The sequence below is a fragment of the Inhella inkyongensis genome (assembly GCF_005952805.1).
Classification (GTDB): Bacteria; Pseudomonadota; Gammaproteobacteria; order Burkholderiales; family Burkholderiaceae_C; genus Inhella; species Inhella inkyongensis.
This window is the reverse complement of record NZ_CP040709.1, coordinates 3,297,562-3,324,451: the sequence shown is the minus strand read 5'-3', so window position 1 is coordinate 3,324,451 and position 26,890 is coordinate 3,297,562. Positions and strand designations below refer to the sequence as shown.

The following is a 26,890-nucleotide window of genomic DNA, read 5'->3' as shown; positions in this document are numbered from 1 at the left end:
GTAGCGCTGAGGAGATAGAAATGTTGAGTGGAACTTTCGCGAAGAGACTGGTTGTGGCTTCATCGCTACTGCTGTTCTATGTGGGCCAAGCTGGTGCTCAGAGTGGTGTTGTCGATATTGCCACCGAACCTATGTTTACGCGCCCTCAGGTCGTGGTCAAGCCTAACCTGATGTTTATCATGGATAACTCGGGCAGTATGTCTTGGGACTATATGCCTGATGAGGCCAAGTACGGGACTTCCGCCAACAATGAAAAGTATGGCCGGAGATCTGCGCATTGCAATGGTTTGGGCTACAAGCCTGGGACTATTTATGAGCTGCCGAAGAAAGCCGATGGAACCAGTGAATCCGCGGCCAGCACGGCGTTTCTCGGTGGGGCTGCTCCGAGTGTCTCTTATAACTTTGTGAGTGGTGCCGTCGGCAATTTGACCCGTCTTGATCTGGTAACGAGCCCTGCCACTCATTCGGTCGTTACTACAGGCCCGATTTCTGTAACAGTTCGAGGCGACCAATCGAGCTATTACAAGATTGGGGGTGTTGTGACACTGATCGGCTCGGCAACCGATTGGCGTGGCAATACGTACCTTGTCTCTGATCGCTACATTGTCGGCAAGATCGCCGAGTGGTCAGCCAGTACCAATCAGCTGAAAATTCAAGTGGCAATGGCAGTGGGTTCAGGAACGATGAGCGAACCCTTTGTTGGTATAGGTTCGCCAATTGACAATGTGTACTACGTTTACAAAGGAGACGCGACCGCGAATCCGCCGTTGAGCTTCAAGTACACGACCTCTGGGTTGGATACCAGCACAAATTTCTACGCGGAGTGCAATTCGGAGATTGGCGGGCCCAATGCCGCCCTATTTGACGCGGTCATTGTTACGCCCAGTTCAACTGAGGCGCAAAACTATGCCAATTGGCAAAAATACTACAGCGTTAGAATGTGGATGATGCGAACCGGTATGTCCCGAGCCTTCGCGGGGATGGATGACAAGTTCCGCGTTGGCTTGTCGCTCATTAACTACTCTGACGAAACTCCGGCGCTCGATATTGCTGATTTTGATTCGACACAGAAGTCAGAGTTTTATCGGCAGTTCAATTCTGCCTCCCCCTCTGGTAACACGCCACTGCGCCGGGCATTGGCGCGCGTTGGGAGATACTATGCAAACAAGGCTACTGGGCAGTCAAGGGATCCGGTTCAGTATTCTTGTCAGAAGAACTTTGCGATTCTGTCGACTGATGGTTATTGGAACTCCTCCGATGGTTATCAGCTGGATGGGACGAGTTTGATCGGACAGCAGGATGGCGGCAGCACACCGCGTCCCCAATTTGACGGGCGGTTGACGACCACTCGGTTGACCGAAAAATGGGACACGATCGATGAATACCGTGAGACCACGACGACGCGATCCAATCGGTTGAAGACTGTTAAAAGCAGAATCTATACGCCCACGAAAGGGCAGTTGCGCACCTTTTACGTGGATAAAGGGAGTTGCGGTTCGGGAAGAAGGTATTACGAAAGGCAGATTACGAGCTACGACATTCGTGATGTTTCAGAAGTCACAACTCAAACCGAAATATCCTGGGAGGACGTTGTAACCCAGCGAGTGACGGAGACGACTCCGCGGACGCGGGTGGTTGAAACGGTTAATGGCACCCTGAGTTCTGATATCACAACCGCAGGATCCACTGTCGTCAATAAGGTGACCGAAAGCTCCTCGCAGACGATGCTGCCTGATGTGGTCAGGCCGCCAGATTCCAAGTCACTCGGAACCGATCAAACCAGTCCCAGGCTCGTGAGTGTTTCCAATGCGGGATGTTTGTCGGCTCGACCTGCAGACCACAACAAGGTGGTTGATGCTCCAGCCGTGACCACGGCTCCAGTCAGCCAAACCTTGAGCAGCGGGTTGTCTGCTACCGTGAAAGGTACGCCGGTCGTCACGAAAACATCGCCAGTTACTACGGTCGGCGCCAAGACAAGCACCACAAGCACCACCTCGACAAATGGCTCCGATAATTCTCTGGCGGACGCGGCGATGTATTACTACGCGACGGACCTGAGGACGACAGCGCTTGGCAACTGTGGTGGACCCAGTGGTAGGGACTTGTGCAAGAACAATGTACCTAAGGCTGGGCAGTTTGACGATGCAAATTGGCAGCACATGACCACCTATTCGTTGTCGGTCGGTCAGAACGGCATACTCAAATGGGATCCAAACTACCAGACCCAGGCCTCTGGAGATTTTGCGGATCTGCGAGCGGGGAGTAAAGATTGGCCTGTACCTTCATCGAATGCAGGTGCAGCGAATATTGATGACCTGTGGCATGCGGCGGTGAACGGTCGGGGTAAATTTTTTACAGCTAGCGATCCAGACAGCCTTTCCGTGGGGTTGAACTCCATTTTGAGTTCGCTACAGGGCTTGGTCGGTTCGGCGTCGGCGGCTGCTACGAGTAGCTTAGAGCCAGTTGCAGGCGACAACGGAGTCTATGTCGCCAGCTTCAAGTCGGTCGATTGGACGGGTGATCTCCGCAAGTACGAGTTCATTGGTTCTCAGGTTGTGTTGACTAAAACTGCCTCGGACGGCACGTTGGTGGATGCTGCCAAATGGTCAGCTGCGGATCAGTTGCAAAAGCGAACATCGCCCCGCTCAATATATTTTGCTGCGGGAGCGGCTGGTGCTTTAACCCGAGAAGAGTTTACATATTCGAAGCTCTCCTCGGTACAGAAGGCGTATTTTGATGATGCGTGCAGTAAGGCTCCGGCGCTGAGTCAGTGTGGGAGCCTGTCGGCGGCTGATCTCGCGGCTGTGAATTCTGGAGCCAATCTCGTTGAATTTCTGAGAGGCAATGTCAATCCGCTATTCAGGAATAGGGCGGGAATTTTGGGGGACATTGTGAGCTCGTCGCCGGTGTACGTTGGTAAGCCTCCATTTAAATATAGCCTTCCTGGCTATTCCAGTTTTGTGGCGGCCAAGAGTACGCGCGCTAAGGTTGTTTTGGTTGGCGCCAATGACGGTATGCTTCATGCGTTTGATGAGGCGACCGGCGAGGAGCGGTGGGCCTATGTGCCAGGCTTGGTGATGAGTAAGTTGTATCGATTGGCCGATCGCAATTATGAATCGAAACACACTTTTACCGTGGATGGCAGCGCCATTGTGGCGGATGTCAGCGACGCCAATGGTGTTTGGCGCACCATTGTGGTTGTTGGGCTGAATGCGGGAGGGGTGGGTTACTTTGCGCTTGATATTACCGATCCGGTTGATCCAAAGCCATTGTGGGAATATGCCGGTTCGGGTGCGTTGGGGTTGACGTTCAGTAACCCGATCGTGACGAGGCGGAGTGATGGAAGGTGGATCGTTGCGTTTGCTTCGGGATATAACTCTGGTGCCGAAGATCGGATGGTATACATTGATGCGAATACCGGTGTCTTCATTGATGAGTTGAGGACCGGTGCTTCGGTGGGTCTTTCAAAGCTGTCTGCCTGGGTTGAGGACGGTGAGCAAAACATTGCAAGTCGCTTCTATGCGGGCGATCTCGCGGGTGGCGTTTGGCGCTTCGATATAGACGGTAACTTTCAGCCTGCTTCTGGTGTCCTTAAATTGGCTTCGTTGGTTGGTCCGACTGGCGCTCCTCAGCCAGTGACGACACAGATTCAGGTGGCTGAATTGAAATACAATGCGGTGAAATATCCGGTTCTATTCGTTGGCACTGGAAAGTACTTGGGCTCTAGCGATATTAGTACAACCGCAGTCCAGTCCATCTATGCCTTCAAGGATCCGCTGACCAATGCAGCATATTCTGTGTTAAGGGACGAATTGGTGGAGCAAACGCTGGCGCCCGACGTGAGCAAGCCGTCCAGGCGCGTTATTGATCCTGCCAGCCCCAAGGTTGATTGGGCCGCCAAGTCGGGTTGGTATGTGGATTTGCCAGCCGGCGAGCGTGTGGATGTTGATATGCAGATTTCAGGACGCCTCCTGAAGGCCGCGGGCAATCTGCCTGGAGGATCTGCCGATGAGTGTGAAGCGGGTAAGTCTGGTACGTCCTGGCTTTATGAGTTGGATGTAATTTCTGGCAAAGGCGAGTCCAATAAGCTTCCCGAAATGGTTGCTGGCTTGACGACTGTAATAGGTGATACTGGCCCTGTAACTATCATCACCGGTAAAGGCGGAGCTGTTAGTACGCAAAAGGAACCCCCTTGTGCAGATTGCACCGCCGCTACCGGGGCTCGTCAGCCTGCTAAGCGCAGTTCGTGGCGTGAATTGACGAATTGACATTGCGCTCTGGCTCTCAACTGGGGATATGTCTAGGCCTTTCCTTGGCGATTCATAGTGCTCTGGTTGGGGTTTGGATACTTCCGGAGTTGGGGGTGATTCGGGTTGGGTCGGGAACTGGAAGCAGTGGGCCTTTGGGAAAAGCTTCTGCGGCCCAGCCACTCCAACTTCTCCCGATCCGGCTGAGACTGATCTCGCCCAGTTCCGCAGCTCTTGCTGTTCAGTCTCCAGCTGCGTCAGCGCCTGTCGTTGACGAGGGGGCCGTACCGGAGGGCGAGCAGAGCGCCGGGGGAGCGTGGTCTGGTGGGGCCTCCCTGCCAGGCGGGATTGCGACTGAAGGTGAGGAGTTCAGGGAAGAGGACTATCTGCCGCGCACTGAGGTAGATGATGTGGCGGCGCCTGTCCATGAGGTTGTGTTGCGTTGGCCAGAGGGGGATGCACCACCACCCGGCTCCTACAGAGGACGGGCCGTATTGTTTGTTGACGATCGCGGGATGGTTCGTCGCATTCGAGTCGAGAGCCCCAACTTACCCCAAGCGCTACGCGATGAGTTGATCCGTGCGTTTTCTACCGTGCACTATCGAGCCGCGCTTCGGGGGGGTCTCCCGGTCAAGTCGTGGCTCCGGATTGAGGTGGATTTTGAGTCCAGCTCCGCCGGTCGCGGGGAGGCAACATCGCCATTGCCTTGAGGGAATTTTGAGCAGGGTTTCCACCTATGATGCGCGGCCTTGTCTTCCGTCCCAGGAGGTAGGGTCCAAATCTGCTTCTAGCTTGGAGAGCCATTTTTGCCTGCGACTAAGCCTTTGATCGAACTGCGCGAACTGAGTTGCGGCTATGGCGACCGCGTGGTGCTGCAGGATGTGAACCTGCAAGTACGGCGCGGTGAGGTCTTGGCCATCATGGGCACCTCGGGGGGCGGCAAGACTACGGTGCTGCGCGTCATTGGGCGCCAGATCCTGCCGCAGCGCGGGCAAGCGCTCTTTGATGGGCAAGACCTCAGCACCCTGGATCGCGACGGGCTGTATGCCGTGCGGCGGCGAATGGGCGTGCTGTTCCAGTTCGGGGCCCTGTTCACTGATTTGTCGGTGTTCGAAAACGTTGCCTTCCCCTTGCGTGAGCACACCGATCTGCCCGAGTCCATGATCCGTGATCTGGTGCTGATGAAGCTCAATGCGGTGGGCCTGCGCGGGGCGAGGGATTTGATGCCTAGCGAGATCTCGGGCGGCATGGCGCGTCGCGTGGCCTTGGCCCGTGCCATCGCGCTGGATCCGGACGTGGTGCTTTATGACGAACCCTTTGCCGGCCTGGATCCAATTTCCCTGGGCGTGGCGGCGCGTTTGATTCGCGAGCTCAATGACGCTTTGGGGCTCACGAGCATCATCGTGTCGCACGACCTGCACGAGACCTTTGCGATCGCCGACCGGGTGGCCTTTGTGGCCAATGGTCGCGTGGTCGCGCAGGGCACGCCGCAAGAATTGATGGCCAGCGAGGATCCCTTGGTGCACCAGTTCGTCCATGCTCAGGCCGATGGGCCGGTGCGTTTTCACCAGCCGGCCCTGCCGGTGGCGCAAGATTTCGGCGTGGGGGCCTTCTGATGCTGAAGCCTGCACAGCTGGGTCGCTATGTGATCGAGGGCCTGGAAGAGTTGGGGGCGGCCACGCGCCTGCTACTGAGCTTGTTGGCGCGCCTGGCTGCCAGCTTGCGTCGCTTTGGGCTGATCCGCGACCAATTGTTTTTTCTCGGCAATCGTTCGCTGTCCATCATCAGCGTCTCGGGCCTGTTTGTCGGTTTTGTGCTGGCCCTGCAGGGTTATTACACCTTGCAGCGCTATGGCTCAGCCGAGGCGGTGGGCCTGTTGGTGACGCTGAGCCTGGTGCGTGAACTGGGGCCCGTGGTGAGCGCCCTGTTGTTTGCCGGCCGGGCCGGCACCGCACTGACGGCCGAGATCGGCTTGATGAAGGCCGGCGAACAACTCACCGCCATGGAGATGATGGCTGTGGACCCGGTGCAGCGCGTGTTGGCGCCACGCTTCTGGGGCGGCTTGATCGCCATGCCTTTGCTGGCTGCTGTGTTCTCGGCGGTGGGGGTCATCGGCGGGTGGCTGGTGGCGGTGCCTCTGCTGGGTATCGACGGCGGTTCGTTCTGGTCGCAGATGCAGGGCGGCGTGGACGTGTTTGCCGACGTCTGGAACGGCGTGGTCAAGAGTCTGGTCTTTGGATTAACCGTGACCTTTGTGGCGCTTTGGCAGGGCTTTAGCTGCCGCGCCACGCCGGAAGGCGTCGCGCAGGCCACCACCCAGACGGTGGTGCGCTCTTCATTGGCCGTACTGGCCCTGGATTTCGTGCTGACAGCGATGATGTTCTCGCTGTGAAGGGAGAGTAAGGATGTCGAATTCGAAACATGATCTTTGGGTTGGTCTGTTCGTGATGATGGGCGGGGCGGCCTTGTTGTTCCTGGCCCTGAAGGCGGGCAATCTTTTGAGTCTGAACTTTGACGAGGGCTATGTGGTCAGTGCCAAGTTCGACAACATCGGGGGGCTCAAGCCCCGGGCTGCGGTCAAGAGCGCCGGTGTGGTGATCGGACGGGTGGAGTCCATCAGCTTCGACGACAAGAGCTTTCAGGCCCGTGTGAGCCTGCGCCTCAACCAGGGCGTGCTCTTCCCCAAGGACAGCTCGGCCAAGATCCTGACCTCGGGCCTGCTGGGTGAGCAGTACATCGGCCTGGAGCCGGGTGCTGAGGAAAAGAATCTGGCACCCAATGATGTGATCAAGCAGACCCAGTCGGCCGTCGTGTTGGAGAACCTGATTGGTCAGTTCCTCTACAACAAAGCGGCGGAGCCGGCGGGGGACAAGCCATGAGACTGCGTGTGGCCTTGCTCAGCCTGTTGCTGAGCGCCTGCGCCAGCACGGCGCTGCCGCCGGGTGCCGAGCCCCACCCCAAAGATCCGTGGGAGGGATTCAACCGCAAGGTCTTTGCCTTCAACGACGTGCTGGATGAGTCACTGGTCAAGCCGGCGGCACGCGCTTACCAAGAAGTGGTGCCGTCGCCGGCGCGGCAGGCGGTGGGCAACTTCTTTGGCAATTTGGCCGATGCCTGGTCCTCGGTGAATTGGCTGTTGCAGGGCGAGTTGCAGCTGGGCGTGGAGCAGGGTGCGCGCTTTGCGTTCAACTCGGTGCTGGGTCTGGGCGGTTTGATCGATATCGCCGGTGAGGCGGGTCTGGAAAAGCGCAGTGCCAATTTCGCCAGTACTCTGGGCACCTGGGGTGTGGGGCGTGGGCCCTATCTGGTGTTGCCGCTGATGGGGCCTTCGACGGTGCGCGACACCGTCGCACTTCCGGTGGACCGACTGGCGCGCTCTTCGGTCTTGTTTGACGAAGCTGGCAGCCGCATTGCGGCCACGGCGCTGGAAGTGATTCACACCCGCGCCAGCTTCTTGCAGGCCGGTGAGCTGGTGGAAGGCATTGCCTTGGACAAGTACACCTTCTTCCGCGACGCCTATTTGCAGCGCGCCAACTACAAGAAGCGCCCCAAGCCCAGCGAGGACGATGAGTTTGAGGTGCTGCCGCCAAAGCCGGCCGCATCGGCGGCTTCATCGCCCTGAGGCGGGGCCTGTCGGCCCGAAGGACTGTTGACGCGTTGTGCGTCGCCACGCCAACTGGCGCTGGCTCTACCGATTGAGAGAGGATGCTTGTGAAACTCAAACTGAATGCTTGGATCGTGGCCCTGGGCCTGAGTGCTGCGGCTTGCTTGCCTGCGCTGGGGGCGGACGCATCGACGGCCGATGGCCTCGTCAAGGAACTCTCGCAAGAGACCATCGAGGCGGTGAAGGCAGACAAGGCCATCCAGGCCGGTGACATGGGTCGCATCCAAGCCTTGGTTGAAACCAAGGTCATGCCGCATGTGAACTTCAAGCGCCTGACCGCCAGTTCGGTGGGACGCTACTGGCGCCAGGCCACGCCTGAGCAGCAGGACAAGCTGCAGAAGGAATTCCGCACCCTGCTGATTCGCACCTATGCGGGCGCGCTGTCGCAGGTCAAAGACCACCAGCTGGCGTTCAAGCCGCTGAAGGCCGCACCGGAAGAGACCGAGGTGGTGGTCAAGACCCAGGTGCGCGGTAAGGGCGATCCGATCCAACTGGAATACCGCCTTGAAAAGGGCGACAAGGGTTGGATGATTTACGACATGAATGTGCTGGGCATCTGGTTGGGTGACCAGTACCGCAGCAGCTTTGCCCAGGAAATCTCGGCCAAGGGCATCGATGGCCTGATCCAGTCCCTGGTCGAGCGCAACACCAAGGCCGCGGCCAAGTCGGGCGCCTGAGATGCCTGAAAGCTTGCTGCGCCTGCCCGCCAACGTCTTGCTCGCACAGGCGGGCGCGCTCTGGAGTCAGTGGCAGGCCAGTTTGAAGGCCGAAGCCGCCGGGGTGGCGGCAGCGGCCGGCCGGGAGGTACAGATCAGTGCTGCCGAGCTCAGTGACTTCGACTCCTCGGTGCTGAGCCTGCTGCTGGGCTGCGCGCGCCTGTGCCAGCAGCATGGGCTGGCTCTCAAGGTGCATGCCGCACCGCCGGCGTTGGAAGACCTGGCACGCCTTTATGGCGTGCACGAATTGATCTGGTCCCCGGCCTGAGGCTTCAGCTGGCGTAGCGCTTGCTGCGCAGATTTCGTTTGATCTCCTGCAGCATCGGCCGCAGGCGTTCGCCCAGCCGCAGCGCCACGCCAGTGGTCAGGATGTCGATGGCCACCAGTTGCAAGAGGCGGGAGACCATCGGGCTGTAACGCTCAAAGTCCTCGGGATGGTCAACAGCCAGCATCACATGGCCGGGCATCTGGCCCAGCTGCGCCAGCGGTGAGCCACTGGCGGTCAGGATGATGAGGGTGGCCCCCTTCTTGCGCGCCGTCTCGGCCGCATCCAGCAGGTCGCGGCTGCGGCCCGAATTGGAAATCAGCACCGCGCAGTCTCCGCTGCCCAGCATGGTGGCGCTCATCAACAGAACATGACCGTCCGAGCACCAGCTGCTGTGGACGCCCAGGCGGAAGAACTTGTGGTGCGCGTCTTGCGCCACGATGCCGGAATTGCCGACGCCCCAGAACTCAATGCGGCGACCCTGCTCGCCGGCCAAGGTCAAGGCCGCGATGGCCCGGTCGACGGCGTGGCTGTTGGCGTCGTTGCGGTAGTGCAGCAGCGCTGCCACGGCGTTGTCGACCACCTTCACCACCAGGTCCGCGGGCTTGTCGTCGGCCTCCACGGCGCGATGGATAAAGGGCACCCCCTCGTTCACGCTGCCGGCCAGCTTGAGCTTGAAGTCGGCCAAACCGTCATAGCCCACGCTGCGGCAGAAGCGAACCACGGTGGGCTTGCTCACCTGGGCGCGGTCGGCCAGTTCGCTGACGGGCAAGGTGGCAAAAGCGCGGGCATCCTCCAGCAGCAGTTTGGCCACCCGTTGCTCGGCCGGGGGCAGGGCGGGCAGGGCGGCCTTGACGCGTTCAAGCATCGAGCTCATCAAACCTCCTCCGGCCAGGTGAAGCCATCGCGTGCAACCATTGCGGAAGCTGCGGCGGGGCCCCAGCTGCCGGCGGTGTAGGGGCGTGGCGGTTCTTCGCTGGCGGCCCAGGCATTCAAGATGGGCTCGACCCAGCGCCAGGCCTGCTCCTGTTCGTCGCTGCGAACGAAGAGGTTGAGTTTGCCGGCGATGGCATCCAGCAGCAGGCGCTCGTAGGCGCCCACGCGGTTGGTGGCGCTGAAGGCACGGTCAAAGTCCAGGTCGAGCTTGACGGGGGCTAGGGCTTCGCCGTGCCCGCTGCCTTTGGCCGCCAGCAATTCCAGCTCCAGACCGTCCTCGGGCTGCAGCTTGATGATCAGGCGATTGGCACGCTGGGGGCCGGGGAAGATGGCATGCGGCACCTGGCGGAAGTTGACGACGATTTGCGCGTCTCGCGCGGCCAGCCGCTTGCCGGTGCGCAGGTAGAACGGCACGCCGGCCCAGCGCCAGTTCTGGATCTCGGCCTTGAGGGCGACAAAGGTTTCGGTGCAGCTGTCGGCTGGGATCTTGGCTTCGTCCAGATACCCAGGCACCCCCTGGCCGTCGACATTGCCCGCCCGGTATTGGCCGCGCACCACATCACGCGCGACCGCCTCGGGACTGAAGGGCTTGAGCGCGCGCAGCACCTTGAGCTTTTCGTCGCGGATGGCGTCGGCATCGTTGCTGGCCGGCGGCTCCATGGCGATCATGGTGAGCAGCTGCAGCGCATGGTTTTGAATCATGTCGCGCAAGGCGCCCGTGCCATCGTAGAAGGGCCCGCGGGTACCGACGCCAAGCGACTCGGCCAGTGTGATCTGGATGTTGGCGATGCTTTCGCGCCGCCACAGGGGTTCGAACAGTGCATTGCCAAAGCGCAGGGCCATCAGGTTCTGCACCGAGGGCTTGCCCAGGTAGTGGTCGATGCGGAAGGCCTGGGTCTCGTCGAACACCGAGCGCACCACGCGGTTGATCTGCTGGGCCGAAGCCAGGTCATGACCGAGGGGCTTTTCCAGCACCACACGCACGCGCTCGTGGTTCAGGCCGGCCGCACCCAGTTGTTCGCAGATCTGTGTGAACAGATGGGGGCTGGTGGCGAGGTAGAAGACCACGGTGTCGGCGCGGCGTTCATCCAGCCATTGGCGCAGATGCTGGTAGTGCTCGGCCTGGCTGAGGTCCATGCGGCGGTAGTGCACCAGCGCGGCGAAGCGCTCGAACTCCTCGTCGCTGGGGCGCTTGGCCCCCTCGACCTCGCGAAAGCGCTCATGCAGCCATTGGCGGTACTGGGCGTCGCTTTGCTCGTCGCGCGCCACCGAGAGGATGCGCGCGCCCGGCGGCAGCTTGCCGTGCCGGAAGGCTTGGAACAGGGCCGGCATCAGCTTGCGCCAGGTCAGGTCGCCGGTGCCACCAAAGAAGACGAGATCAAAAGACATGCCGTTCCGGGGCTGGCCCGTTATGTAATAAAGTTACCGACATGATGATGCATCGGTTTCTTCCGACGGTCAACGCAAGACAAACCCCGGGCGCCAATAAAAAAGCCCCGGCGAACCGGGGCTTCGTGCATCGAGCGGGTGGGCGATCAGTTGCCGCAGCCCAGGCTCTTGATGCGGTCGTCGGCGGCCTTGGCGCGCACCAGACCGAAGCCGGTCTTGGTGTCGCGGCCGGCGGTGTTCAGGTCCTCGGCGCTCTTGTTGAGCGAGTTGCGGATCTGTGCGGCTGTGCAGTTCAGGTTGCGGCTCCACACCAGGGCGGCAACAGCGGACACATGGGGCGTGGCCATCGAGGTGCCGTCGAAGTAGGCGTAGCTGCTCGGGGTGACGGCCACGGTGGCCGACTGACCCAACTTGCCCAGCATGGCGGCGCCATCGGTGTCGGTGGCGGTCACCGAGGGGATGGTGGTGACGGTGGTGCCCAAGGTGCCGCCGAAGCTGCCGGCGGCGTTGTTGTAGACCACGGCGCCCACACCACCGCTGGCCTGGCAGTTGCTGACCTTGGTGGAGAAGTCCACGGTGCCGCGCTGGATCAGGCAGACCTTGCCGGTCATGGCGCCTGCCTGCACGGTGTCACCCAGGCCAAAGTTGGCCAGCGCGCCGGTGGCGGTGCCCAGGGGCGAGCCGTCCATGGCACCCGCGGTGTAGGCCACACCGCCCACGCTCAGGGCGGAGTCACGGCCGCCGCCCACGGGCACGGTGGACAACACACCGACGCCGGGGCCGGAGATTTCCACCTTGCTGTTGTACTGGGAGAAGCTGGCCCACTGCTTGTTCTCGTCCACAGCGGCGACCATCACCACGCTGCTGTAGCCGGCGGGGTAGCTCACCACGGCGTTGCCATCGTTGCCGGCGGCGGCGATCGACAGGATGTTGGCGGCGGCCAGTTGGTCAAAGGCGCGCTGCTCGGTCCGGTTGGAGCGGCCGCCACCGAGGGACATGCTGATCACATTGGCGCCAGCGGCCTTGCACTTGTTGGCGGCGGTGGTCAGGCTGGAGGAATAAGCCCAGCCATCGGCGCCGAACACCTTGACGATGTGCAGCTTGATCTTGCCGTTGGCGTTCACGCCCACCACGCCCTTGCCGGCGTTGTTCAGTGCGGCAATGGTGCCTGCCACGTGGGTGCCGTGATGGTTTTCGTCGGTGTACCACCAGCCGGTGCCGCTGTCGTACTCACCGGTGACGTTGGCACCGCTGCTCAGGTCTTCGTGGCTGCGGTCGTAGCCCGAGTCGATGATGCAGATCTTGCGATTGCCCGTCAGGTCGTCGCTCAACTGGTCGGCCTGCACCAGCTTGATGCCGTAAGGCACTTGCTGGCCCAGCGCGTAAGGGGTGCCGGTCGAGGGCGAGGTCAGGGCGAAGGGGTAGCGCTTCTCGTCCTCTTCGACGTACTCGATGTTGGGGTTGTTTTGCAGACCCTTCAGTGCCTGGGTCGGCACTTCGATGGCCATGGCATTGGTGCCAAAGATCTCGTGCTTGATCTGGCCCTTGGCGGCCAACACGGCGTTGCGCACCGCCGAGGCGCTGCCCGGCTTCATCGAGACAATCACGCGGGTCTTTTCCGCCGGGGCAGCCTGAGCCACACCGCTCGCGCACAACACACCGGCCACCGTCAGCAGCGTCTGCAACACAGACGTCTTGTTCAAGCACTTCATGAAACTGGTTCCGTTCAAAAATTTGGGGCACGCCGCCCCGGCTTTACTGGGAGGCCGATGCATTTGTTTGCACCGGCTGCGTGGGGCGCGACTTTATGAAGCATTTAGAAACAGTGCCTAGGGCCTATCCCCAAAAAGAAGGATGTGCTTTCCCTATCCGGAACTACCCCGTCGCAACAACCCGAATCCGTCACACCGGTCGAGCCCGGCATGCTCGCCACACCTCTTGCAATCGACCCGAAAACCCGTCATGGATCAACTCGAACAGCTCAAGCAATTCACCACCGTGGTGGCTGACACCGGCAATTTCCTGCAAATCGCGCAGTTCGCCCCCCGCGACGCAACCACCAACCCTTCCCTGATCCTCAAGGCCGTGCAGCAGCCGGAATATGCGCCGCTGCTACAGGAAACCGTGCGAGCCCACGCCGGGGCCGGCATGGACGAGGTGGTCGATCGCGTGTTGGTTCGCTTCGGTCTGGAGATCCTCAAGCACATCCCGGGTCGTGTCTCGACCGAAGTGGACGCGCGCCTGTCCTTTGACAAGACGGCCACACTGGCCCGCGCTCGCCGTTTGATGGCGCTTTATGAGGCCGCGGGCGTGCCGCGTGAGCGTGTGCTGATCAAGATCGCAGCAACCTGGGAGGGCATTGCCGCCGCTGCCGAGCTGGAGCGCGAGGGCATCCACTGCAATCTGACGCTTTTGTTCGCGTTCTGTCAGGCGGTGGCTTGCGGTCAAGCCGGCATTACGCTCATTTCCCCCTTCGTGGGCCGCATCTATGACTGGTACAAAAAGAGTGCGGGGGCGCAGTGGGTGGAGGCCGAGAACGCTTTGGAACGTGACCCCGGCGTGCTGTCGGTGACGCGCATTTACAGCTACTTCAAGAGCCAGGGCATTGCCACCGAGGTGATGGGGGCGAGCTTCCGCAATATCGGGCAGATCCAGGCCTTGGCCGGTTGCGATCTGTTGACGATCTCGCCGGACTTGCTCGCGCAACTGCAGGCCACCGAAGCGCCGCTCACGCGTCGCTTGGACCCGGCTGCCGCCTCCCCCCAGCCGGCCGTGACGCTGGATGAAGCGGCCTTCCGCTATGCCTTGAATGAAGATGCCATGGCCACCGAGAAGCTGGCCGAGGGTATCCGCTTGTTCGCGGTGGATGCGGGCAAGCTGGAAGCCCTGATCGAGGCGGCTCGCTGATGCGGCGCGCCGACCAGAGCCCGGCCTGGGCGGCGCTGCAGGCGCAGGCCGCTGCGCGACCGGTGCGCTTGCGTGAGGCCTTCGCGGCCGAAGCCGAGCGGGCCGCGCGCTGGACCTTTGAGGCCGCCGGACTGCGCGTGGATCTATCCAAGAACTTGGTTGATGAGGCCGCAGCGGCCTTGCTGCTGCAGTTGGCCCAGGACTGCGAGGTGCTGACCCAACGCGATGCCATGCTCGGCGGCGCGCCCATCAACAACACCGAAGGCCGCGCGGTCTTGCACACGGCCCTGCGCGCACCCAAAGGGGCGGCAACGCCCTTCAATGGCGAAGTGCACGCGGCCTTGGATGCCATGCTGGGCTATGCCGAAGAGGCCCGCGCGGGCGGCTTTACCGATGTGGTGCACATCGGCATCGGCGGCAGCGATCTGGGGCCGGCGATGGCCGTGCAGGCCTTGGCGGCGGACCTTCCGGCGGGCTTGCGCCTGCACTTCGTCTCGAACGTCGATGGGCAGGAGTTGGCGGGTGTGTTGCCGGGCCTGGACCCTTTGCGCACGCTCTTCGTGGTGGCGTCCAAGACGTTCACGACGCAGGAGACCCTGGCCAATGCACAGGCCGCCAAAGCATGGTTCTTGGCGGCCGGCGGGCAGGAGGTGGCGCGTCACTTTGTGGCCACCAGCAGCAACGCCACGGCGGCGCGGGCCTTCGGGATCGAGCGCGTCTTCGGGTTTTGGGACTGGGTGGGCGGCCGCTACTCGCTGTGGTCGGTCATCGGCCTGCCCTTGGCCATTGCCATTGGCGCTGCGGCCTTCCGCCAGCTGTTGGCCGGTGCGCACGCCATGGATCGCCACTTCGCGGAGGCCCAACCGGCGCGCAATGTGCCACTGCAATTGGGGCTGTTGGATGTCTGGAATCGCAACATCCTGGGCTTTGGCAGCCGTTCGATTGCGCCCTATCACCAGGGCCTGCGCCGCCTGCCGGCTTACTTGCAGCAATTGGAGATGGAAAGCAACGGCAAGGGCGTCGATCGGGAAGGGCGGCCGCTGGGATACGCCACCAGCCCGGTGATCTGGGGCGAGGCGGGCACCAATGGCCAGCACGCCTATTTCCAGATGCTGCACCAAGGTACGGAGCCGGTGCCGGTGGAGTTTTTGCTGGTGCGCCATCCGCGCTATGCGCGGGCGCCCCAAGGCGAGTTGGCCGAGCGCTTGGCTGATCAGCACTGCAAGCTGCTGGCCAATGCCTTGGCCCAGGCGCAGGCCCTGATGGAGGGCAAGACCGAGGCCGAGGCTCTGGGTGAGCGACCGCCCACGGCGAACCCGGATCTCTCCGCTGAGGCCTTGGCCCGTCACCGCAGCTTCCCGGGCAATCGACCCTCCACCTTGATCCTGATGGATCGGCTCGACGCCTTCCATCTGGGCGCATTGATAGCGCTGTATGAACACCGGGTTTTTGTGAGCGGCGCGGTCTGGGGCATCAACAGCTTTGACCAATGGGGGGTCGAGCTGGGCAAGGCCTTGTGCAGCGAATTGCTGCCGCGCTTTCGGGATGGCGATGTCACGGGGCTGGACGCCTCCACTGCGGCTGCCTTGCAGTGGTTGCGCCAGTCTGCGTCATGAACTTGCGCCCGGTCTTTGACTTCGGCGGTGTGGTGTTCCGCTGGCGGCCCGCTCAATTAGTGGCGCAAGTGTGGCCGCACCGTGCACGAAACGCGGCCGAATGCGCGCAGACCGTGGCCACGCTGCTGCAAGGCTATGAGGGGGATTGGGGGCGCTTCGATCAAGGCTTGTTGGATGAGGCGGAGCTGATCGCCGCTGTCTGCGAGCGGACCGGATGGTCCCAGTCAGACATGCACGAGCTGTTGGCTGCGGTGCGCGATGAGTTGCAGCCTCAGGCCGAGGTTGTGGCCTTGGTCCAGCAGCTTGGGCAGTTGAGGCCGGGTGAACGCCCCTGCTTTCTCTCCAACATGCCGACCCCCTTGGTGACCCATCTGCGCGCCCACCACCCGTTGGCCGAGTGGTTTGAGGCGGGAGTCTTTTCCAGCGAGGAGCGGATGTGCAAGCCGGATCTGCGCTTGTTCGAGCGGGCTGCGCAGCGATTTGGCCGGCCGCCGCAGCAACTGCTGCTGATCGACGATCACCCCATCAATGTGGAGGCGGCTCGCCGCGCGGGGTGGCAGGCTGAACTCTTCACCAGTGCCCAGGCCTTGCGGGAGGCGCTGAAGGCGCGCGGGGTGCTCAGCCCGGAGTGACGATCTGTGGGTCTGGATCGCCGTCCTGCGGGGGGGCGGCGGGCACGCGGAATTGCTCACTGGCCCAAGCGCCGAGGTCCATTTCGCGGCAGCGTTGGCTGCAGAACGGGCGCCAGCGGTTTTCAGGGCTGAATAGCGCTGGCCCGCGGCAGCCCGGGCAGGGTACTTGGCGGGTGCTCATGCGCACAGGCACAACTCAAAGCTGGCGTCGTCGCGGCAGGGCTTGAGCCGGCCTTCACTTTCGCGCAGCAGGCGGATGGAGACCATCAGACGATGACCGCTGATTTCCGGGATCAGCCCGAGCTCGGGGGCAATCCGCAGGCGCAGCAATTGGTGTGCACGCGCGGCGTTCAGGGACTGTTGGTACTGCCCGGCTTGTGCGGCCACCATCTGCGGCACACCGTTCTTGCGCAGCAGGGAAAGCAGCAGATCCACGGCCTGGGCCACGGGCGCCACGCTGTCCATCCAGCTCATCAGTTGAGGCTGCCGGACGGCGCAGGGCTGCTGCTGCCAGGCGTGATAGGCGGGCAGATCGAACTCACAGGTGCCGCCGGGGATGGCGATACGGCTGCGCAGGCCGTTGAGCATCTCATTGCTGGCCAGCACGGCCCCGGGCTTGCCCTGCATCTGATGAAGGGCCTGGAAGGCGCGGTCCAGGCGCTGGATGAGATCGTCGAGCGCAGCCTCTGACACGGCCGGGTTGCCGCGATAGGAATTGAACTGCGCCTTGTGGCGCTCCAACTCCTTCATCAGATCGGACTTGAGATCGGAGCGCGCTCCGACCTCCACCACCTCAAACAGTGTGGTGAGTGCGAAGTGGTGATCCAGCGGCGTATCGCGCGCAGCCAACTGTCCCAGGCGCCCGAAGAGGTGCTCCAGGCGCAGCAAGGTACGAAGGGTTTCGTTGAGAGGGAACTCGTAGAGCAACACGGCCGGCCCTGAAATCAGGGGCCGGATTCTTTCACAGCGTTGCGCTGAATCCCCAGTGCAGCGCCAGCATTTCTAGGGCGCGATGCAAGGATTGAAGATCGTCTGCGCTGTTGTCCACCCAGGCATCGGCCGCTTGGCGCCGCTGCGGGCGCGTGGCTTGCAGGGCCAGGACGGCCAGGGCTTGTTCGCGTGTCCAGCCGGGGCGGCGAATCACGCGTTCGATTTGTGTCTCGGGCGCGCAGTCCACCACCAAGATCCTGTCGACTTGGGTGCGCCAGTGCTTGCTCTCCACCAGCAGGGGGACATCGAATAGCACCCACCCAGGAGCCGCCGCTGCACGTGCTTGCGCCAGCGTCTGAATCATGGGATGGAGCAGAGCCTCGAGTTGTTGGCGGGCTTGCGGATGGGCGAGCACATGAGCACGCATGCGCGCGCGCTCCAGGCCGTGTTCGGGATGAACAAAGTCGGCACCGAAGCGTTCGGCAATTGCCGGTAGGGCCTGGCCTTGCCGGCCGCAAAGTTCATGGGCCAATGCGTCGGTGTCAACCACGGTGACCCCACGGGACTGCCACCAGCGCGCGACCGTGCTCTTGCCGCTGCCGATGCCGCCCGTCAGGCCGATGCGCACGGCCTCAGGCCCAGCCCAACCATCCGAGCACGCGCGGTGCACCCGCCAACAACACGACCAGACCAGCGCCGGCGAGGAAGGGGCCAAAAGGTACGAATCGGCCCTCCCGGAGCGAGCCGGTCATCTTCATGACGATGCCCACCAGCGCGCCGATGGCCGAGGCCGCAAGGACGATCGGCAAGATCATCGTGGCGCCGAGCCACGCACCAAGCGCCGCGAGCAACTTGAAGTCGCCATAGCCCATGCCCTCTTTGCCGGTGGTCAGCTTGAAGAGCCAATACACGCTCCAGAGCGACAAATAGCCCACGATGGCGCCGAGTACGGCTTCATTCAAAGGAAGCGTCCAACCCATCCAGGCGGCAGCCAGTCCGGCCCAGAGCAGGGGCAGGGTGAGGTCGTCGGGCAGCAGGGTGGTATCCCAGTCGATCAGGGATGCCGCCAGCAGCAGAGCAGCGAAGCCACACCAGAGCAAGCTCAAGGGCTGGGGTCCGAAACGCCAACCAATCAGCGAAAACAACAGACCTGTGGCGAGCTCCACCAAGGGGTAGCGTGGGCTGATGGGGCTCTTGCAGGCGGCGCAGCGGCCGCGCAGGCGCAGCCAGCCCAGCACCGGCAGGTTCTCGTGCCAAGCAATGGAATGACCACATTGCGGGCAGCGCGACCGAGGTTTCGCCAAGCCCAAGGGGGGCTGGGCCTCCAGGGCTTGGCCAAGTTGCAGTGAGTGGCTTTCCCAGGCTTTGGCCTGCGCCTCACCCCAGCCGGTGGCGCGCCGCAGGCCTTCGGAGTCGCCCAACTGGTAGGCCGCATCCATCAGCCAGCGTCGCTCCAAGATACGCGGAAAACGATGGGCCACGACATTCAGGAAGCTGCCAATGCACAGCCCCAGGATGCCGAGCGCCCACCAAGAGAACCAAACGTTGTCGATTGCCGGCACTCAGACCACCTGCCCCAGCTTGAAGATCGGCAGGTACATCGACACCACGATGCCGCCGATGATGGTGCCCAGGATCACGATGATGAAGGGCTCCATCAGGCTGGAGAGGGCCTTCACGGCTTCGTCGACTTCGTCCTCGAAGAACTCGGCGGCCTTGCCAAGCATGTGATCGAGTGAACCGGACTCTTCGCCGATGGCGCACATCTGCAGCACCATGGTGGGGAAGATGCCGGAACCCTGCATGGAGGCTGTCAACGTCGTTCCGGTCGAAACTTCACGCTGGATTTTCTCGGTGGCCTCGGCAAACACGGCATTGCCGGAGGCGCCCCCGACTGAATCCAGCGCCTCTACTAAGGGGACGCCAGCCGCGAACATGGTGGAAAGGGTGCGAGTCCAGCGGGCGATGGCGGATTTGTAAAGCAGGTCCCCAAAGACGGGCACCTTTAGCAACAGGCGGTCCATGGTGTGCTGCATCTTTTCGCTGCGCTTCCAACTCTGCAGGAAGAAGTAGACCCCGCCGCCGATGCTGCCAAAAATCAGCCACCAGTAGGCGACAAAGAACTCTGACATCGCAATCACGAATAGCGTGGGTGCCGGCAGGTCGGCGCCGAAAGATGTGAAGACTTCCTTGAAGGCAGGGATCACAAAGATCATGATCACCGCCACCACGATGAAGGCCACCACCAGCACCGCGATCGGATAGGTCAGAGCCGATTTGATCTTGTTCTTGATGGCGACGGTCTTTTCTTGGTAGATCGCCAAGCGATCCAGCAGCGCTTCCAAGATACCGCCGGCCTCACCGGCCTCGACCAGGTTGCAGTACAGGGCGTCGAAGTAGATGGGGTGCTTGCGAAACGCAGAGGACAGGCTGGTGCCGGTCTCCACATCCTGGCGGATGTCGTTGAGCAGTTTGGTCAGGCGCGGGTTGGTGGCACCGCGAGCCACGATGTCAAAGGATTGCAGCAGTGGAACGCCGGCGCGCATCATGGTCGCCAGTTGGCGGGTGAAGACGGCGATGTCTTTTTGCTTGATCGACGAGCCGCCACTGGTGCGCCGCTTCTTGATCTTGGACACCAAGATGCCCTGGCGGCGCAACTGGGCGGACACCACGGCTTCGCTCGCCGAGCGGGTCTCGCCGCGCACCACTTTGCCGTTGCGATCCTTGCCTTCCCACTCAAAAACCAGTTCTTGCGTAGCCTTGGCGGCCGGATTTGCGCTTGCCATCACATCTCCACGTTTCTTTTGGCGCGGGGGTTCCGCTTATTCATTGGTGGCCGACAACACTTCTTCGAGTGAGGTGACGCCCAGCTTGACTTTGTGCAGGCCGGCCTGGCGCAGATCCCGCACACCATCCAGCTGTGCTTGGCGGGCAATGTCGAGCGCCGTGCCTTGCGCCAGGATGATGCTGGCCATCCCTTCGTTGACCGGCATCACTTGGTAGATGCCGACCCGGCCCTTGTAGCCGTTGTTGCAGGACGAACAACCCACAGCGCGGTAGGGCTTCCAACTGCCATCAAGCTCTTCCTCCTTGTAGCCGGCTTTCAGGAGTGCCTCCACCGGATACTCAGCGGGTTGTTTGCAGCTTTCGCATAAACGACGTGCCAGTCGCTGTGCGGTAATCAGGATGACGCTGGATGCGATGTTGAAGGGCACGACGCCCATGTTCATCAGGCGGGTCAGGGTGGTGGGAGCGTCATTGGTGTGCAGGGTGGACAACACCAAGTGACCGGTCTGCGCGGCCTTGATGGCAATGTCCGCCGTTTCGAGGTCGCGAATCTCACCCACCATGATCACGTCCGGATCCTGGCGCAGGAAGGACTTGAGGGCGGCTGCAAAGGTCAGCCCGGCCTTGTCATTCACATTGACCTGATTGACGCCAGGCAGGTTGATTTCTGCCGGGTCCTCTACGGTCGAAATGTTCACGCCCGGCTGATTCATGATGTTCAGACAGGTGTAGAGCGACACCGTCTTGCCCGAGCCTGTCGGGCCGGTCACCAAAATCATTCCATAGGGGCGATGAACCGCGTTGAGCAGGCGTTCCTTCTCCACCTTTTCATAACCCAGGGCGTCGATGCCCAGCTTGGCGGAGGACGGATCCAAGATGCGGATCACGATCTTCTCGCCAAATAGTGTGGGCAAGGTGCTGACGCGGAAGTCGATGGCCTTGCTACCAAACTTCAGCTTCATCCGGCCATCTTGCGGGACTCGGCGTTCGGCGATGTCCATGCGCGAAATCACCTTGATGCGTGACGCCAGCTTGTCCTTGATGGCGATAGGGGGCTGTGTGATTTCGCGCAACTCCCCGTCGACGCGAAAGCGCACGCGATAGTGGTACTCGTAGGGTTCGAAGTGCAAATCGGACGCGCGCAGGTTGATGGCGTCAACCAACATCTTTTGCAGGAAGCGGACGACTGGCGCGTCTTCGACCTCTGCGATGTCTTGCGCGTCGTCCTTGCTTTCGGTGGCGTCCTCGGCGATATCAAAGTCGATGTCGCCGGTTGACATGCTCTCCAGTGTTTCGGAGGCCGAGGCGCCCGCTGCCGAAAGGAGCTTGGAAAGTTTGTCCTGCTCGACGATCACCCAGTCCGACTGCAACTGGGTGGCGAACTTGATGCGTTCGACGACTTCTTGTTCGGTGGGGTCGGCGCCGCCAATCGTCAAGCGATTGCCGCGACGACCCAGTGCGATAACTTGGTACTGAGCTGCGAGCTTGTTGTCGAGGATGTCGCGGGGCAGTCGTTGGACATCCACTGCATTGAGATCCAGCAGCGGAATCGAAAGTGCCTGCGACAGGGTGTACGCCAAATCTGTGGCGCTGATTGCCCCTGAGCTCACTGCCGCTGCCGCAAAGCCGAGTTTCTTTTCTTTGGCTTGTCGCAGCAGGTCCTCGGCAGCCCGAGCCTGCAGTCGGCCGGCATTGACCAAGATGCGCGCGGCACCGCTCAGTTTGGCGTGGGGGTCTTGAACAGGCGGCTCGGCTTGCATCGGTTCTCGTTGCGCCAAAGGGCGCGTGCGATTTGCACTGTAAACCGAGTGGAAGACCGATCGCGCCCGATCCTGATACAGATCGCAAACTGGCCGGATCTGCTGAGGTCGGGAAGACCAGAAATCTGGTCGGGGTGAGAGGATTCGAACCTCCGGCCTCTACGTCCCGAACGTAGCGCTCTACCAGGCTAAGCTACACCCCGATTTCGTTGCGTGTGCTGACTCAAGCCTTGCGCTTGAGTCCCGGTGGTCAATACTTCCGATCCACCGAACGAGCCGAAAATTCTAGCAGAGTTTTAGTCCACTTGTTAAGTGGGAGCGCCTTCAGGGCGTCGGCGGCTCGGTTTGCTTCTGCGCTTGCAGCTTCTCGTGTTGCCTCAAGGGCGCCGCTGGAGCGCACGATGCGGATCACTTCTGACAGTCGCTCAACCTCGCCATTCAGCACTGCATTGCGCAAGATCTCCCGCTCCGCGGGTTGGCTGCGCTCCATGGCCAGAAGGATGGGCAATGTGGGCTTGCCCTCTCGCAAGTCGTCACCGACATTCTTTCCAAGTACTTCGGCGTCACCTTCGTAATCCAGGACGTCATCGATCAACTGGAAGGCCGTGCCCATGGCGCGACCGTAGTCGGCGCAATGCTCTTCAATGTCAGAGGGGGCATCCGACAAAATGGCGCCCAGGCGAGCGCTGGCCTCGAAGAGCTTGGCGGTCTTGAACCGAATGACCTGGAGATAACGTTCGACGGTGGTGTCGGGGTCGTGCACATTCAGTAGCTGAAGCACCTCCCCCTCGGCGATCACATTGGTGGCCTCGGCCAGGATCTCCAGCACCCGCATCCGATTGACCGAAACCATCATCTGGAAAGCGCGCGAATAGAGGAAGTCGCCCACAAGCACACTCGCAGCATTGCCGAAAAGCGCATTCGCTGTTTGCTTGCCGCGCCGCAGGGCGGACTCATCCACGACATCGTCGTGCAGCAGTGTCGCGGTATGGATGAACTCCACCACGGCCGCCAAGGTGTGGCGATGATGCCCAGGGTCGCCCAGTGCGTTGGCGAACAGCAGCAGCAACTTGGGGCGGAACCGTTTGCCACCCGCGTGGACGATGTAACCCGAGATCTGATTGATCAGTGCCACTTCGCTTTGCAGGCGATGGGCAATGACCCTATCTACTTCGTGCATCTCGGCGCTGAGGAGGGCCAGAGGGTCGGCTTGGGCTTCAGCGCTTGCGAAGACTTGCACTATGGACTCGGTGAAAAAGAAGGCGAGGGATTATAGGAAGCGCCACAGCACGGCCTGGGCCGGGCGCTTGCCTTGAGTCCGTCAGATTGACGAATGGCAAGCTTGTGGTAGACTGGCGGGCTCTTTGTGGTGGCTGCGCGCAGGTATTTGCGGTTGCCAATAAGAGGCGCAAGAGGCGCCCAAAAGGCGCTGTATTTCTTCACGAAAGGTCTCAAATGTACGCGGTCATAAAAACCGGCGGCAAGCAATACAAGGTTGCTGCTGGCGAAAAGATCAAGGTAGAACAGATTGCTGCGGACGTTGGCCAAGAGATCGTGATCGACCAAGTGCTCGCTGTTGGTAACGGCGCCGAGCTCAAGGTTGGCACTCCCCTGGTGGCGGGTGCAACGGTCAAGGCTACCGTGGTGGCTCATGGCAAGCACGATAAGGTGCGTATCTTCAAGCTGCGTCGTCGCAAGCATTACAAGAAGAGCCAAGGGCATCGTCAAACCTACACCGAGCTGTCCATCAGCGCGGTGAACGGCTGAGCCCTCGGCTAAGCACAGGAGTCAGCAATGGCACAGAAAAAAGGCGGCGGCTCAACGCGTAACGGCCGCGATTCCAAGCCCAAGATGCTGGGTGTCAAGGCCTTCGGTGGCCAGATGATCAGCGCAGGCTCGATCATCGTGCGTCAGCGCGGCACCAAGTTCCACCCGGGCACGAACGTCGGCATTGGCAAGGACCACACCTTGTTCGCGCTGATCGACGGCCAGGTCAGCTTTGCTGTCAAGGGCGAGCTGGGTCGTCATACGGTGTCGATCACCGCGGCCTAAGGCCCGGCGAATCGCCCGAACTCAAGGCCCCGCAGCGCGGGGCCTTTGTTTTTCTGCCTGCGCAAGCAGGCCTTCGCTACTTTTGCGGTGCCTCTATCCGGGCGCTGCGCCGCCCTGGCCTAGGATGTCGGGTGGCAGCCTGGAGAGGCCATGAAATTCGTCGATGAAGTCACCATAGATATCTCTGCCGGCAACGGTGGCTCGGGGTGCGCGAGCTTTCGCCGCGAGAAGTTCATTCCTTTCGGCGGACCCGATGGCGGCGACGGCGGGCGGGGTGGCAGCGTCTATGCCATTGGCGATCGCAACCTCAACACCTTGATCGACTACCGCTATGCGCGTCGGCACGAGGCGCGCAATGGTGAGGCCGGGCGGGGCTCGGACTGCAATGGCGCCGCAGCCGATGACATCGTGCTGCGCATGCCGGTGGGCACGATCGTGAAGGACTTGGAGACTGACGAGGTCATCGCCGAACTCTTGGAGCCTGATCAAAAGGTGCTGCTCGCGAAGGGTGGCGATGGTGGCTTTGGCAACTTGCATTTCAAGAGCAGTACCAATCGGGCTCCGCGGCAAAAAACCCTGGGATGGCCGGGGGAAGTCAAGTCGCTGCGCCTGGAACTGCGCGTGTTGGCGGATGTGGGTCTGCTCGGTCAGCCCAATGCTGGTAAGTCGACGCTGATTGCCGCTGTGTCCAATGCGCGACCGAAGATCGCGGATTACCCGTTCACCACCCTGTATCCGAATCTCGGCGTGGTGCGCGTGGCGCCCGAGCAAAGCTTTGTGATGGCCGACATTCCTGGCCTGATCGAAGGTGCTGCCGAGGGGGCGGGCCTGGGTCACCAGTTCTTGCGGCACTTGCAGCGCACCCGGGTGCTCTTGCACCTGGTGGACTTTGCTCCGCTCGACGAAGGCGTGGATCCGGTGGCGGAGGCCAAAGCCATCGTGGCCGAGCTCAAAAAATACGACCCCGAGTTGCACGCCAAGCCGCGTTGGCTGGTGCTCAATAAGGTGGACATGGTGCCGGCCGAGGAGCGCGAAGCCAAGGTCAAGGACTTCCTCAAGCGCTTCAAGTGGAAAGGGCCGGTTTTTGTCATTTCGGGTTTGACCCGTGAGGGCTGCGAGCCTTTGCTGCGCGCCATTTACGAATACGTGGCGGCGCAAAAGAACGCGCCCATCCCCGAGCCCGATCCCCGCTTCGATCAGTAGACCGCATGGCAGTGACCCCCCCTTTGCTTGGAGCGCGGCGCATCGTCGTCAAGATTGGCTCCAGTCTGGTGACGGATGAAGGGCGGGGTGTGGATGCCCAAGCCATTGGTGACTGGTGCCGTCAGCTGACGCGCCTGGGCGAGCAGGGTGTGGAGGTCTTGATTGTCTCCAGCGGCGCCATTGCGGAGGGCATGAAACGCCTGGGCTGGGCGCAGCGGCCTCGAGAGGTGCACGCTCTGCAAGCAGCAGCGGCCGTGGGTCAAATGGGGCTGGCGCAAATCTACGAGACCAGCTTGAGATCCCTTGGGCGTGCTAGCGCACAGGTTTTGTTGACGCACGCCGACCTCTCGGACCGAGAGCGCTATCTGAACGCTCGCTCCACCTTGCTCACGCTGCTGCAGCACCGCGTGTTGCCGGTGATCAATGAGAACGACACCGTCGTCAACGACGAAATCCGATTCGGCGACAACGACACCCTGGGCGCGCTGGTCACTAACTTGATCGAGGCCGACGCGTTGGTGATCCTTACCGATCAGCAGGGATTGTTCAGCGCCGATCCACGCAAAGATCCCGATGCCCGTTTGATTGCTCAGGGTCGCGCGGGTGACCCCGCCCTGGCTCGGATGGCCGGGGGGGCAGGCTCCGCGTTGGGCCGGGGCGGCATGCTCACCAAGGTGCTGGCGGCCGAACGCGCGGCGCGTAGCGGCGCGGCCACGGTGATTGCTTATGGGCGCGAACCTGATGTGGTGTTGCGCTTGGCGGCGGGCGAGTCCATTGGCACGGCTCTATCGGCTGAGTTGCCCAAACGCGCTGCGCGCAAGCAATGGATGGCCGATCACCTCCAACTGCGCGGCCGAGTGCAGATCGATGCGGGCGCTGCGCGCGCTCTGGTGGGCGAAGGTCGCAGCCTCTTGCCCGTGGGAGTGCGAGATGTGGCGGGTGAGTTCCACCGAGGGGATGTGATTGCCATCCTGGACCCGGAGGGGCGGGAGTGCGCGCGCGGGCTGGCCAACTATGCGGCGGCTGAAGCTCGGCTGTTGGCCGGCCGAGCCAGCCAGGACATCGAGGCGTTGCTGGGCTATGTCGCGGAGCCAGAGCTCGTGCACCGCGACAACTTGGTGCTCAGTGCCCCGGCGGATCCCGATCAGGCGCAGGGCTGACCTTTTCCTGGGCCCCCTCCTGGGCGGCGACATCGAGCGCATGCGCTGAATGGGCCACCGCCCCAAAGGGGGAGCGCGGCGCCGACTCACGCTGTCCAGGCGTGCGCATGCCGGCACGCAGAAAGCGATTCTGTGGATGCTGGCGCGGTAGAAAACGCGCCAACTCGTTCAGCGCCAACTGATAAACCCCGCGCTTGAACTCGATCACGGCCTCCAGCGGCACCCAGTAGTCATTCCAACGCCAGGCGTCGAATTCGGGGTGGTCGGTGGCGCGCAGATTCAGATCGCTGTCGTGCCCAAGCAGTTGCAGCAGGAACCAAATCTGTTTTTGCCCCCGATAGTGCCCTCGCGCCTCGCGGCGGATGTAGTGATCGGGCACTTCATATCGCAGCCAGTCGCGGGTGCGGGCCAGGATGCGGACATGCTCGTGTTTCAGCCCCACTTCTTCGTGGAGTTCGCGGTACATCGCCTGCTCAGGCGTTTCTCCGTGCTTGATGCCGCCCTGCGGAAACTGCCAGCTGTGTGTTCGGATGCGTTTGCCCCAGAACACCTGGTTTTTGTGATTGAGCAGGATGATGCCGACGTTGGGCCTGAAGCCTTCCCGGTCGAGCATAATCAACCTCGAA

At 61.8% G+C, this 26,890-nt stretch carries 25 protein-coding genes and 1 tRNA gene; 14 read left to right on the top strand and 12 right to left on the bottom strand.

What is annotated here, in order from left to right:
- Positions 1-20: 20 nt before the first annotated feature.
- From FF090_RS15740 to FF090_RS15710, 7 genes are all read left to right on the top strand, one after another.
- The gene (locus FF090_RS15740; protein WP_138857622.1) at positions 21-4,268 is read left to right on the top strand and encodes a pilus assembly protein; all 4,248 of its coding nucleotides are present in this window, start codon (positions 21-23) and stop codon (positions 4,266-4,268) included.
- A gap of 785 nt (positions 4,269-5,053) precedes the next feature.
- On the top strand, positions 5,054-5,863 hold the full coding sequence (locus FF090_RS15735) for an ABC transporter ATP-binding protein (RefSeq protein WP_246071444.1): 810 nt from the start codon (positions 5,054-5,056) through the stop codon (positions 5,861-5,863).
- Positions 5,863-6,639 (top strand): lipid asymmetry maintenance ABC transporter permease subunit MlaE, encoded by a 777-nt coding sequence (mlaE, locus tag FF090_RS15730; protein WP_138857621.1) that lies wholly within the window; start codon positions 5,863-5,865, stop codon positions 6,637-6,639. Before FF090_RS15735 ends, mlaE begins: the two co-directional genes overlap by 1 nt.
- Before the next feature lie 13 nt (positions 6,640-6,652).
- Complete coding sequence (gene mlaD / locus FF090_RS15725; RefSeq protein WP_138857620.1) at positions 6,653-7,126, top strand: outer membrane lipid asymmetry maintenance protein MlaD; 474 nt, start codon at positions 6,653-6,655, stop codon at positions 7,124-7,126.
- Positions 7,123-7,869, top strand: a complete 747-nt coding sequence (locus tag FF090_RS15720) for an MlaA family lipoprotein (RefSeq protein WP_138857619.1) — start codon at positions 7,123-7,125, stop codon at positions 7,867-7,869. The genes mlaD and FF090_RS15720 overlap by 4 nt, the downstream gene beginning before the upstream one ends.
- A gap of 83 nt (positions 7,870-7,952) precedes the next feature.
- On the top strand, positions 7,953-8,588 hold the full coding sequence (locus FF090_RS15715) for an MlaC/ttg2D family ABC transporter substrate-binding protein (RefSeq protein WP_138857618.1): 636 nt from the start codon (positions 7,953-7,955) through the stop codon (positions 8,586-8,588).
- A gap of 1 nt (position 8,589) precedes the next feature.
- Positions 8,590-8,895 carry an STAS domain-containing protein gene (locus FF090_RS15710; RefSeq protein ID WP_138857617.1) on the top strand — a complete coding sequence of 102 codons (306 nt, stop codon included), beginning with the start codon at positions 8,590-8,592 and terminating at the stop codon, positions 8,893-8,895.
- A 4-nt stretch (positions 8,896-8,899) separates the two neighbouring features.
- Here the strand turns inward: FF090_RS15710 and FF090_RS15705 are convergent, their stop codons facing one another.
- The 3 genes from FF090_RS15705 to FF090_RS15695 all read right to left on the bottom strand — a co-directional run bounded on the left by FF090_RS15705 (position 8,900) and on the right by FF090_RS15695 (position 12,920).
- Positions 8,900-9,760 (bottom strand): MurR/RpiR family transcriptional regulator, encoded by an 861-nt coding sequence (locus FF090_RS15705; RefSeq protein ID WP_138858420.1) that lies wholly within the window; start codon positions 9,758-9,760, stop codon positions 8,900-8,902.
- 8 nt (positions 9,761-9,768) lie between these two features.
- Entirely contained in the window at positions 9,769-11,217 is a 1,449-nt protein-coding gene (zwf, locus tag FF090_RS15700; protein ID WP_138857616.1) for a glucose-6-phosphate dehydrogenase, read from the bottom strand.
- Positions 11,218-11,363: 146 nt separating this feature from the next.
- Positions 11,364-12,920, bottom strand: a complete 1,557-nt coding sequence (locus FF090_RS15695) for a S8 family serine peptidase (protein ID WP_246071442.1) — start codon at positions 12,918-12,920, stop codon at positions 11,364-11,366.
- Positions 12,921-13,179: 259 nt separating this feature from the next.
- Between FF090_RS15695 and tal the strand changes: the two genes are divergently transcribed.
- Genes tal through FF090_RS15680 form a run of 3 tightly spaced genes read left to right on the top strand, consistent with a single transcriptional unit; the run spans position 13,180 to position 16,372 of the window.
- Positions 13,180-14,124, top strand: a complete 945-nt coding sequence (gene tal, locus FF090_RS15690) for a transaldolase (RefSeq protein WP_138857614.1) — start codon at positions 13,180-13,182, stop codon at positions 14,122-14,124.
- Positions 14,124-15,740, top strand: a complete 1,617-nt coding sequence (gene pgi / locus FF090_RS15685) for a glucose-6-phosphate isomerase (protein ID WP_138857613.1) — start codon at positions 14,124-14,126, stop codon at positions 15,738-15,740. Before tal ends, pgi begins: the two co-directional genes overlap by 1 nt.
- Positions 15,737-16,372 (top strand): HAD family hydrolase, encoded by a 636-nt coding sequence (locus FF090_RS15680; protein WP_175423689.1) that lies wholly within the window; start codon positions 15,737-15,739, stop codon positions 16,370-16,372. The genes pgi and FF090_RS15680 overlap by 4 nt, the downstream gene beginning before the upstream one ends.
- Here the strand turns inward: FF090_RS15680 and FF090_RS15675 are convergent.
- From FF090_RS15675 to FF090_RS15640, 8 genes are all read right to left on the bottom strand, one after another.
- A complete protein-coding gene (locus FF090_RS15675) occupies positions 16,359-16,553 on the bottom strand; it encodes a DNA gyrase inhibitor YacG (protein ID WP_138857611.1) in 195 nt (64 codons plus the stop codon). The two genes, FF090_RS15680 and FF090_RS15675, sit on opposite strands and share 14 nt — an antisense overlap.
- Positions 16,550-17,302 carry a cell division protein ZapD gene (gene zapD, locus FF090_RS15670; RefSeq protein ID WP_138857610.1) on the bottom strand — a complete coding sequence of 251 codons (753 nt, stop codon included), beginning with the start codon at positions 17,300-17,302 and terminating at the stop codon, positions 16,550-16,552. The genes FF090_RS15675 and zapD overlap by 4 nt, the downstream gene beginning before the upstream one ends.
- Positions 17,303-17,333: 31 nt before the next feature.
- Complete coding sequence (gene coaE / locus FF090_RS15665) at positions 17,334-17,930, bottom strand: dephospho-CoA kinase (protein WP_246071441.1); 597 nt, start codon at positions 17,928-17,930, stop codon at positions 17,334-17,336.
- Between the two features lie 4 nt (positions 17,931-17,934).
- Entirely contained in the window at positions 17,935-18,864 is a 930-nt protein-coding gene (locus tag FF090_RS15660) for a prepilin peptidase (protein WP_138857608.1), read from the bottom strand.
- Positions 18,865-20,088, bottom strand: coding sequence for a type II secretion system F family protein (locus tag FF090_RS15655; RefSeq protein ID WP_138857607.1), 1,224 nt, complete (start codon positions 20,086-20,088; stop codon positions 18,865-18,867).
- A 36-nt stretch (positions 20,089-20,124) separates the two neighbouring features.
- The gene (gene pilB / locus FF090_RS15650; protein ID WP_138857606.1) at positions 20,125-21,849 is read right to left on the bottom strand and encodes a type IV-A pilus assembly ATPase PilB; all 1,725 of its coding nucleotides are present in this window, start codon (positions 21,847-21,849) and stop codon (positions 20,125-20,127) included.
- Positions 21,850-21,975: 126 nt separating this feature from the next.
- Positions 21,976-22,052 (bottom strand) — tRNA-Pro (locus FF090_RS15645).
- Between the two features lie 47 nt (positions 22,053-22,099).
- Positions 22,100-23,029: a polyprenyl synthetase family protein gene (locus FF090_RS15640; RefSeq protein ID WP_138858419.1), complete on the bottom strand. Its 930-nt coding sequence runs from the start codon at positions 23,027-23,029 to the stop codon at positions 22,100-22,102.
- Positions 23,030-23,304: 275 nt separating this feature from the next.
- Between FF090_RS15640 and rplU the strand changes: the two genes are divergently transcribed.
- From rplU to proB, 4 genes are all read left to right on the top strand, one after another.
- Positions 23,305-23,616, top strand: coding sequence for a 50S ribosomal protein L21 (gene rplU, locus FF090_RS15635; protein WP_138857605.1), 312 nt, complete (start codon positions 23,305-23,307; stop codon positions 23,614-23,616).
- 27 nt (positions 23,617-23,643) lie between these two features.
- Positions 23,644-23,901 carry a 50S ribosomal protein L27 gene (gene rpmA, locus FF090_RS15630; RefSeq protein WP_138857604.1) on the top strand — a complete coding sequence of 86 codons (258 nt, stop codon included), beginning with the start codon at positions 23,644-23,646 and terminating at the stop codon, positions 23,899-23,901.
- Positions 23,902-24,051: 150 nt separating this feature from the next.
- A complete protein-coding gene (cgtA, locus tag FF090_RS15625; RefSeq protein ID WP_138857603.1) occupies positions 24,052-25,104 on the top strand; it encodes an Obg family GTPase CgtA in 1,053 nt (350 codons plus the stop codon).
- Positions 25,105-25,109: 5 nt separating this feature from the next.
- A complete protein-coding gene (gene proB / locus FF090_RS15620; protein WP_138857602.1) occupies positions 25,110-26,264 on the top strand; it encodes a glutamate 5-kinase in 1,155 nt (384 codons plus the stop codon).
- Here the strand turns inward: proB and FF090_RS15615 are convergent.
- Complete coding sequence (locus FF090_RS15615) at positions 26,227-26,877, bottom strand: RNA pyrophosphohydrolase (RefSeq protein WP_138858418.1); 651 nt, start codon at positions 26,875-26,877, stop codon at positions 26,227-26,229. The two genes, proB and FF090_RS15615, sit on opposite strands and share 38 nt — an antisense overlap.
- Between the last annotated feature and the right edge of the window lie 13 nt (positions 26,878-26,890).

Coding starts and splice junctions, on each gene's coding strand:
- cgtA (WP_138857603.1), top strand. CDS start 24,052: ATGAAATTCGTCGATGAAGTCACCATAGATATCTCTGCCGGCAACGGT.
- FF090_RS15715 (WP_138857618.1), top strand. CDS start 7,953: ATGCTTGTGAAACTCAAACTGAATGCTTGGATCGTGGCCCTGGGCCTG.
- tal (WP_138857614.1), top strand. CDS start 13,180: ATGGATCAACTCGAACAGCTCAAGCAATTCACCACCGTGGTGGCTGAC.
- proB (WP_138857602.1), top strand. CDS start 25,110: ATGGCAGTGACCCCCCCTTTGCTTGGAGCGCGGCGCATCGTCGTCAAG.
- FF090_RS15720 (WP_138857619.1), top strand. CDS start 7,123: ATGAGACTGCGTGTGGCCTTGCTCAGCCTGTTGCTGAGCGCCTGCGCC.
- rplU (WP_138857605.1), top strand. CDS start 23,305: ATGTACGCGGTCATAAAAACCGGCGGCAAGCAATACAAGGTTGCTGCT.
- FF090_RS15705 (WP_138858420.1), bottom strand. CDS start 9,760: ATGCTTGAACGCGTCAAGGCCGCCCTGCCCGCCCTGCCCCCGGCCGAG.
- FF090_RS15655 (WP_138857607.1), bottom strand. CDS start 20,088: ATGGCAAGCGCAAATCCGGCCGCCAAGGCTACGCAAGAACTGGTTTTT.
- mlaE (WP_138857621.1), top strand. CDS start 5,863: ATGCTGAAGCCTGCACAGCTGGGTCGCTATGTGATCGAGGGCCTGGAA.
- FF090_RS15640 (WP_138858419.1), bottom strand. CDS start 23,029: ATGCACGAAGTAGATAGGGTCATTGCCCATCGCCTGCAAAGCGAAGTG.
- zwf (WP_138857616.1), bottom strand. CDS start 11,217: ATGTCTTTTGATCTCGTCTTCTTTGGTGGCACCGGCGACCTGACCTGG.
- pgi (WP_138857613.1), top strand. CDS start 14,124: ATGCGGCGCGCCGACCAGAGCCCGGCCTGGGCGGCGCTGCAGGCGCAG.
- FF090_RS15680 (WP_175423689.1), top strand. CDS start 15,737: ATGAACTTGCGCCCGGTCTTTGACTTCGGCGGTGTGGTGTTCCGCTGG.
- rpmA (WP_138857604.1), top strand. CDS start 23,644: ATGGCACAGAAAAAAGGCGGCGGCTCAACGCGTAACGGCCGCGATTCC.
- FF090_RS15710 (WP_138857617.1), top strand. CDS start 8,590: ATGCCTGAAAGCTTGCTGCGCCTGCCCGCCAACGTCTTGCTCGCACAG.
- FF090_RS15615 (WP_138858418.1), bottom strand. CDS start 26,877: ATGCTCGACCGGGAAGGCTTCAGGCCCAACGTCGGCATCATCCTGCTC.
- FF090_RS15675 (WP_138857611.1), bottom strand. CDS start 16,553: ATGAGCACCCGCCAAGTACCCTGCCCGGGCTGCCGCGGGCCAGCGCTA.
- pilB (WP_138857606.1), bottom strand. CDS start 21,849: ATGCAAGCCGAGCCGCCTGTTCAAGACCCCCACGCCAAACTGAGCGGT.
- FF090_RS15740 (WP_138857622.1), top strand. CDS start 21: ATGTTGAGTGGAACTTTCGCGAAGAGACTGGTTGTGGCTTCATCGCTA.
- mlaD (WP_138857620.1), top strand. CDS start 6,653: ATGTCGAATTCGAAACATGATCTTTGGGTTGGTCTGTTCGTGATGATG.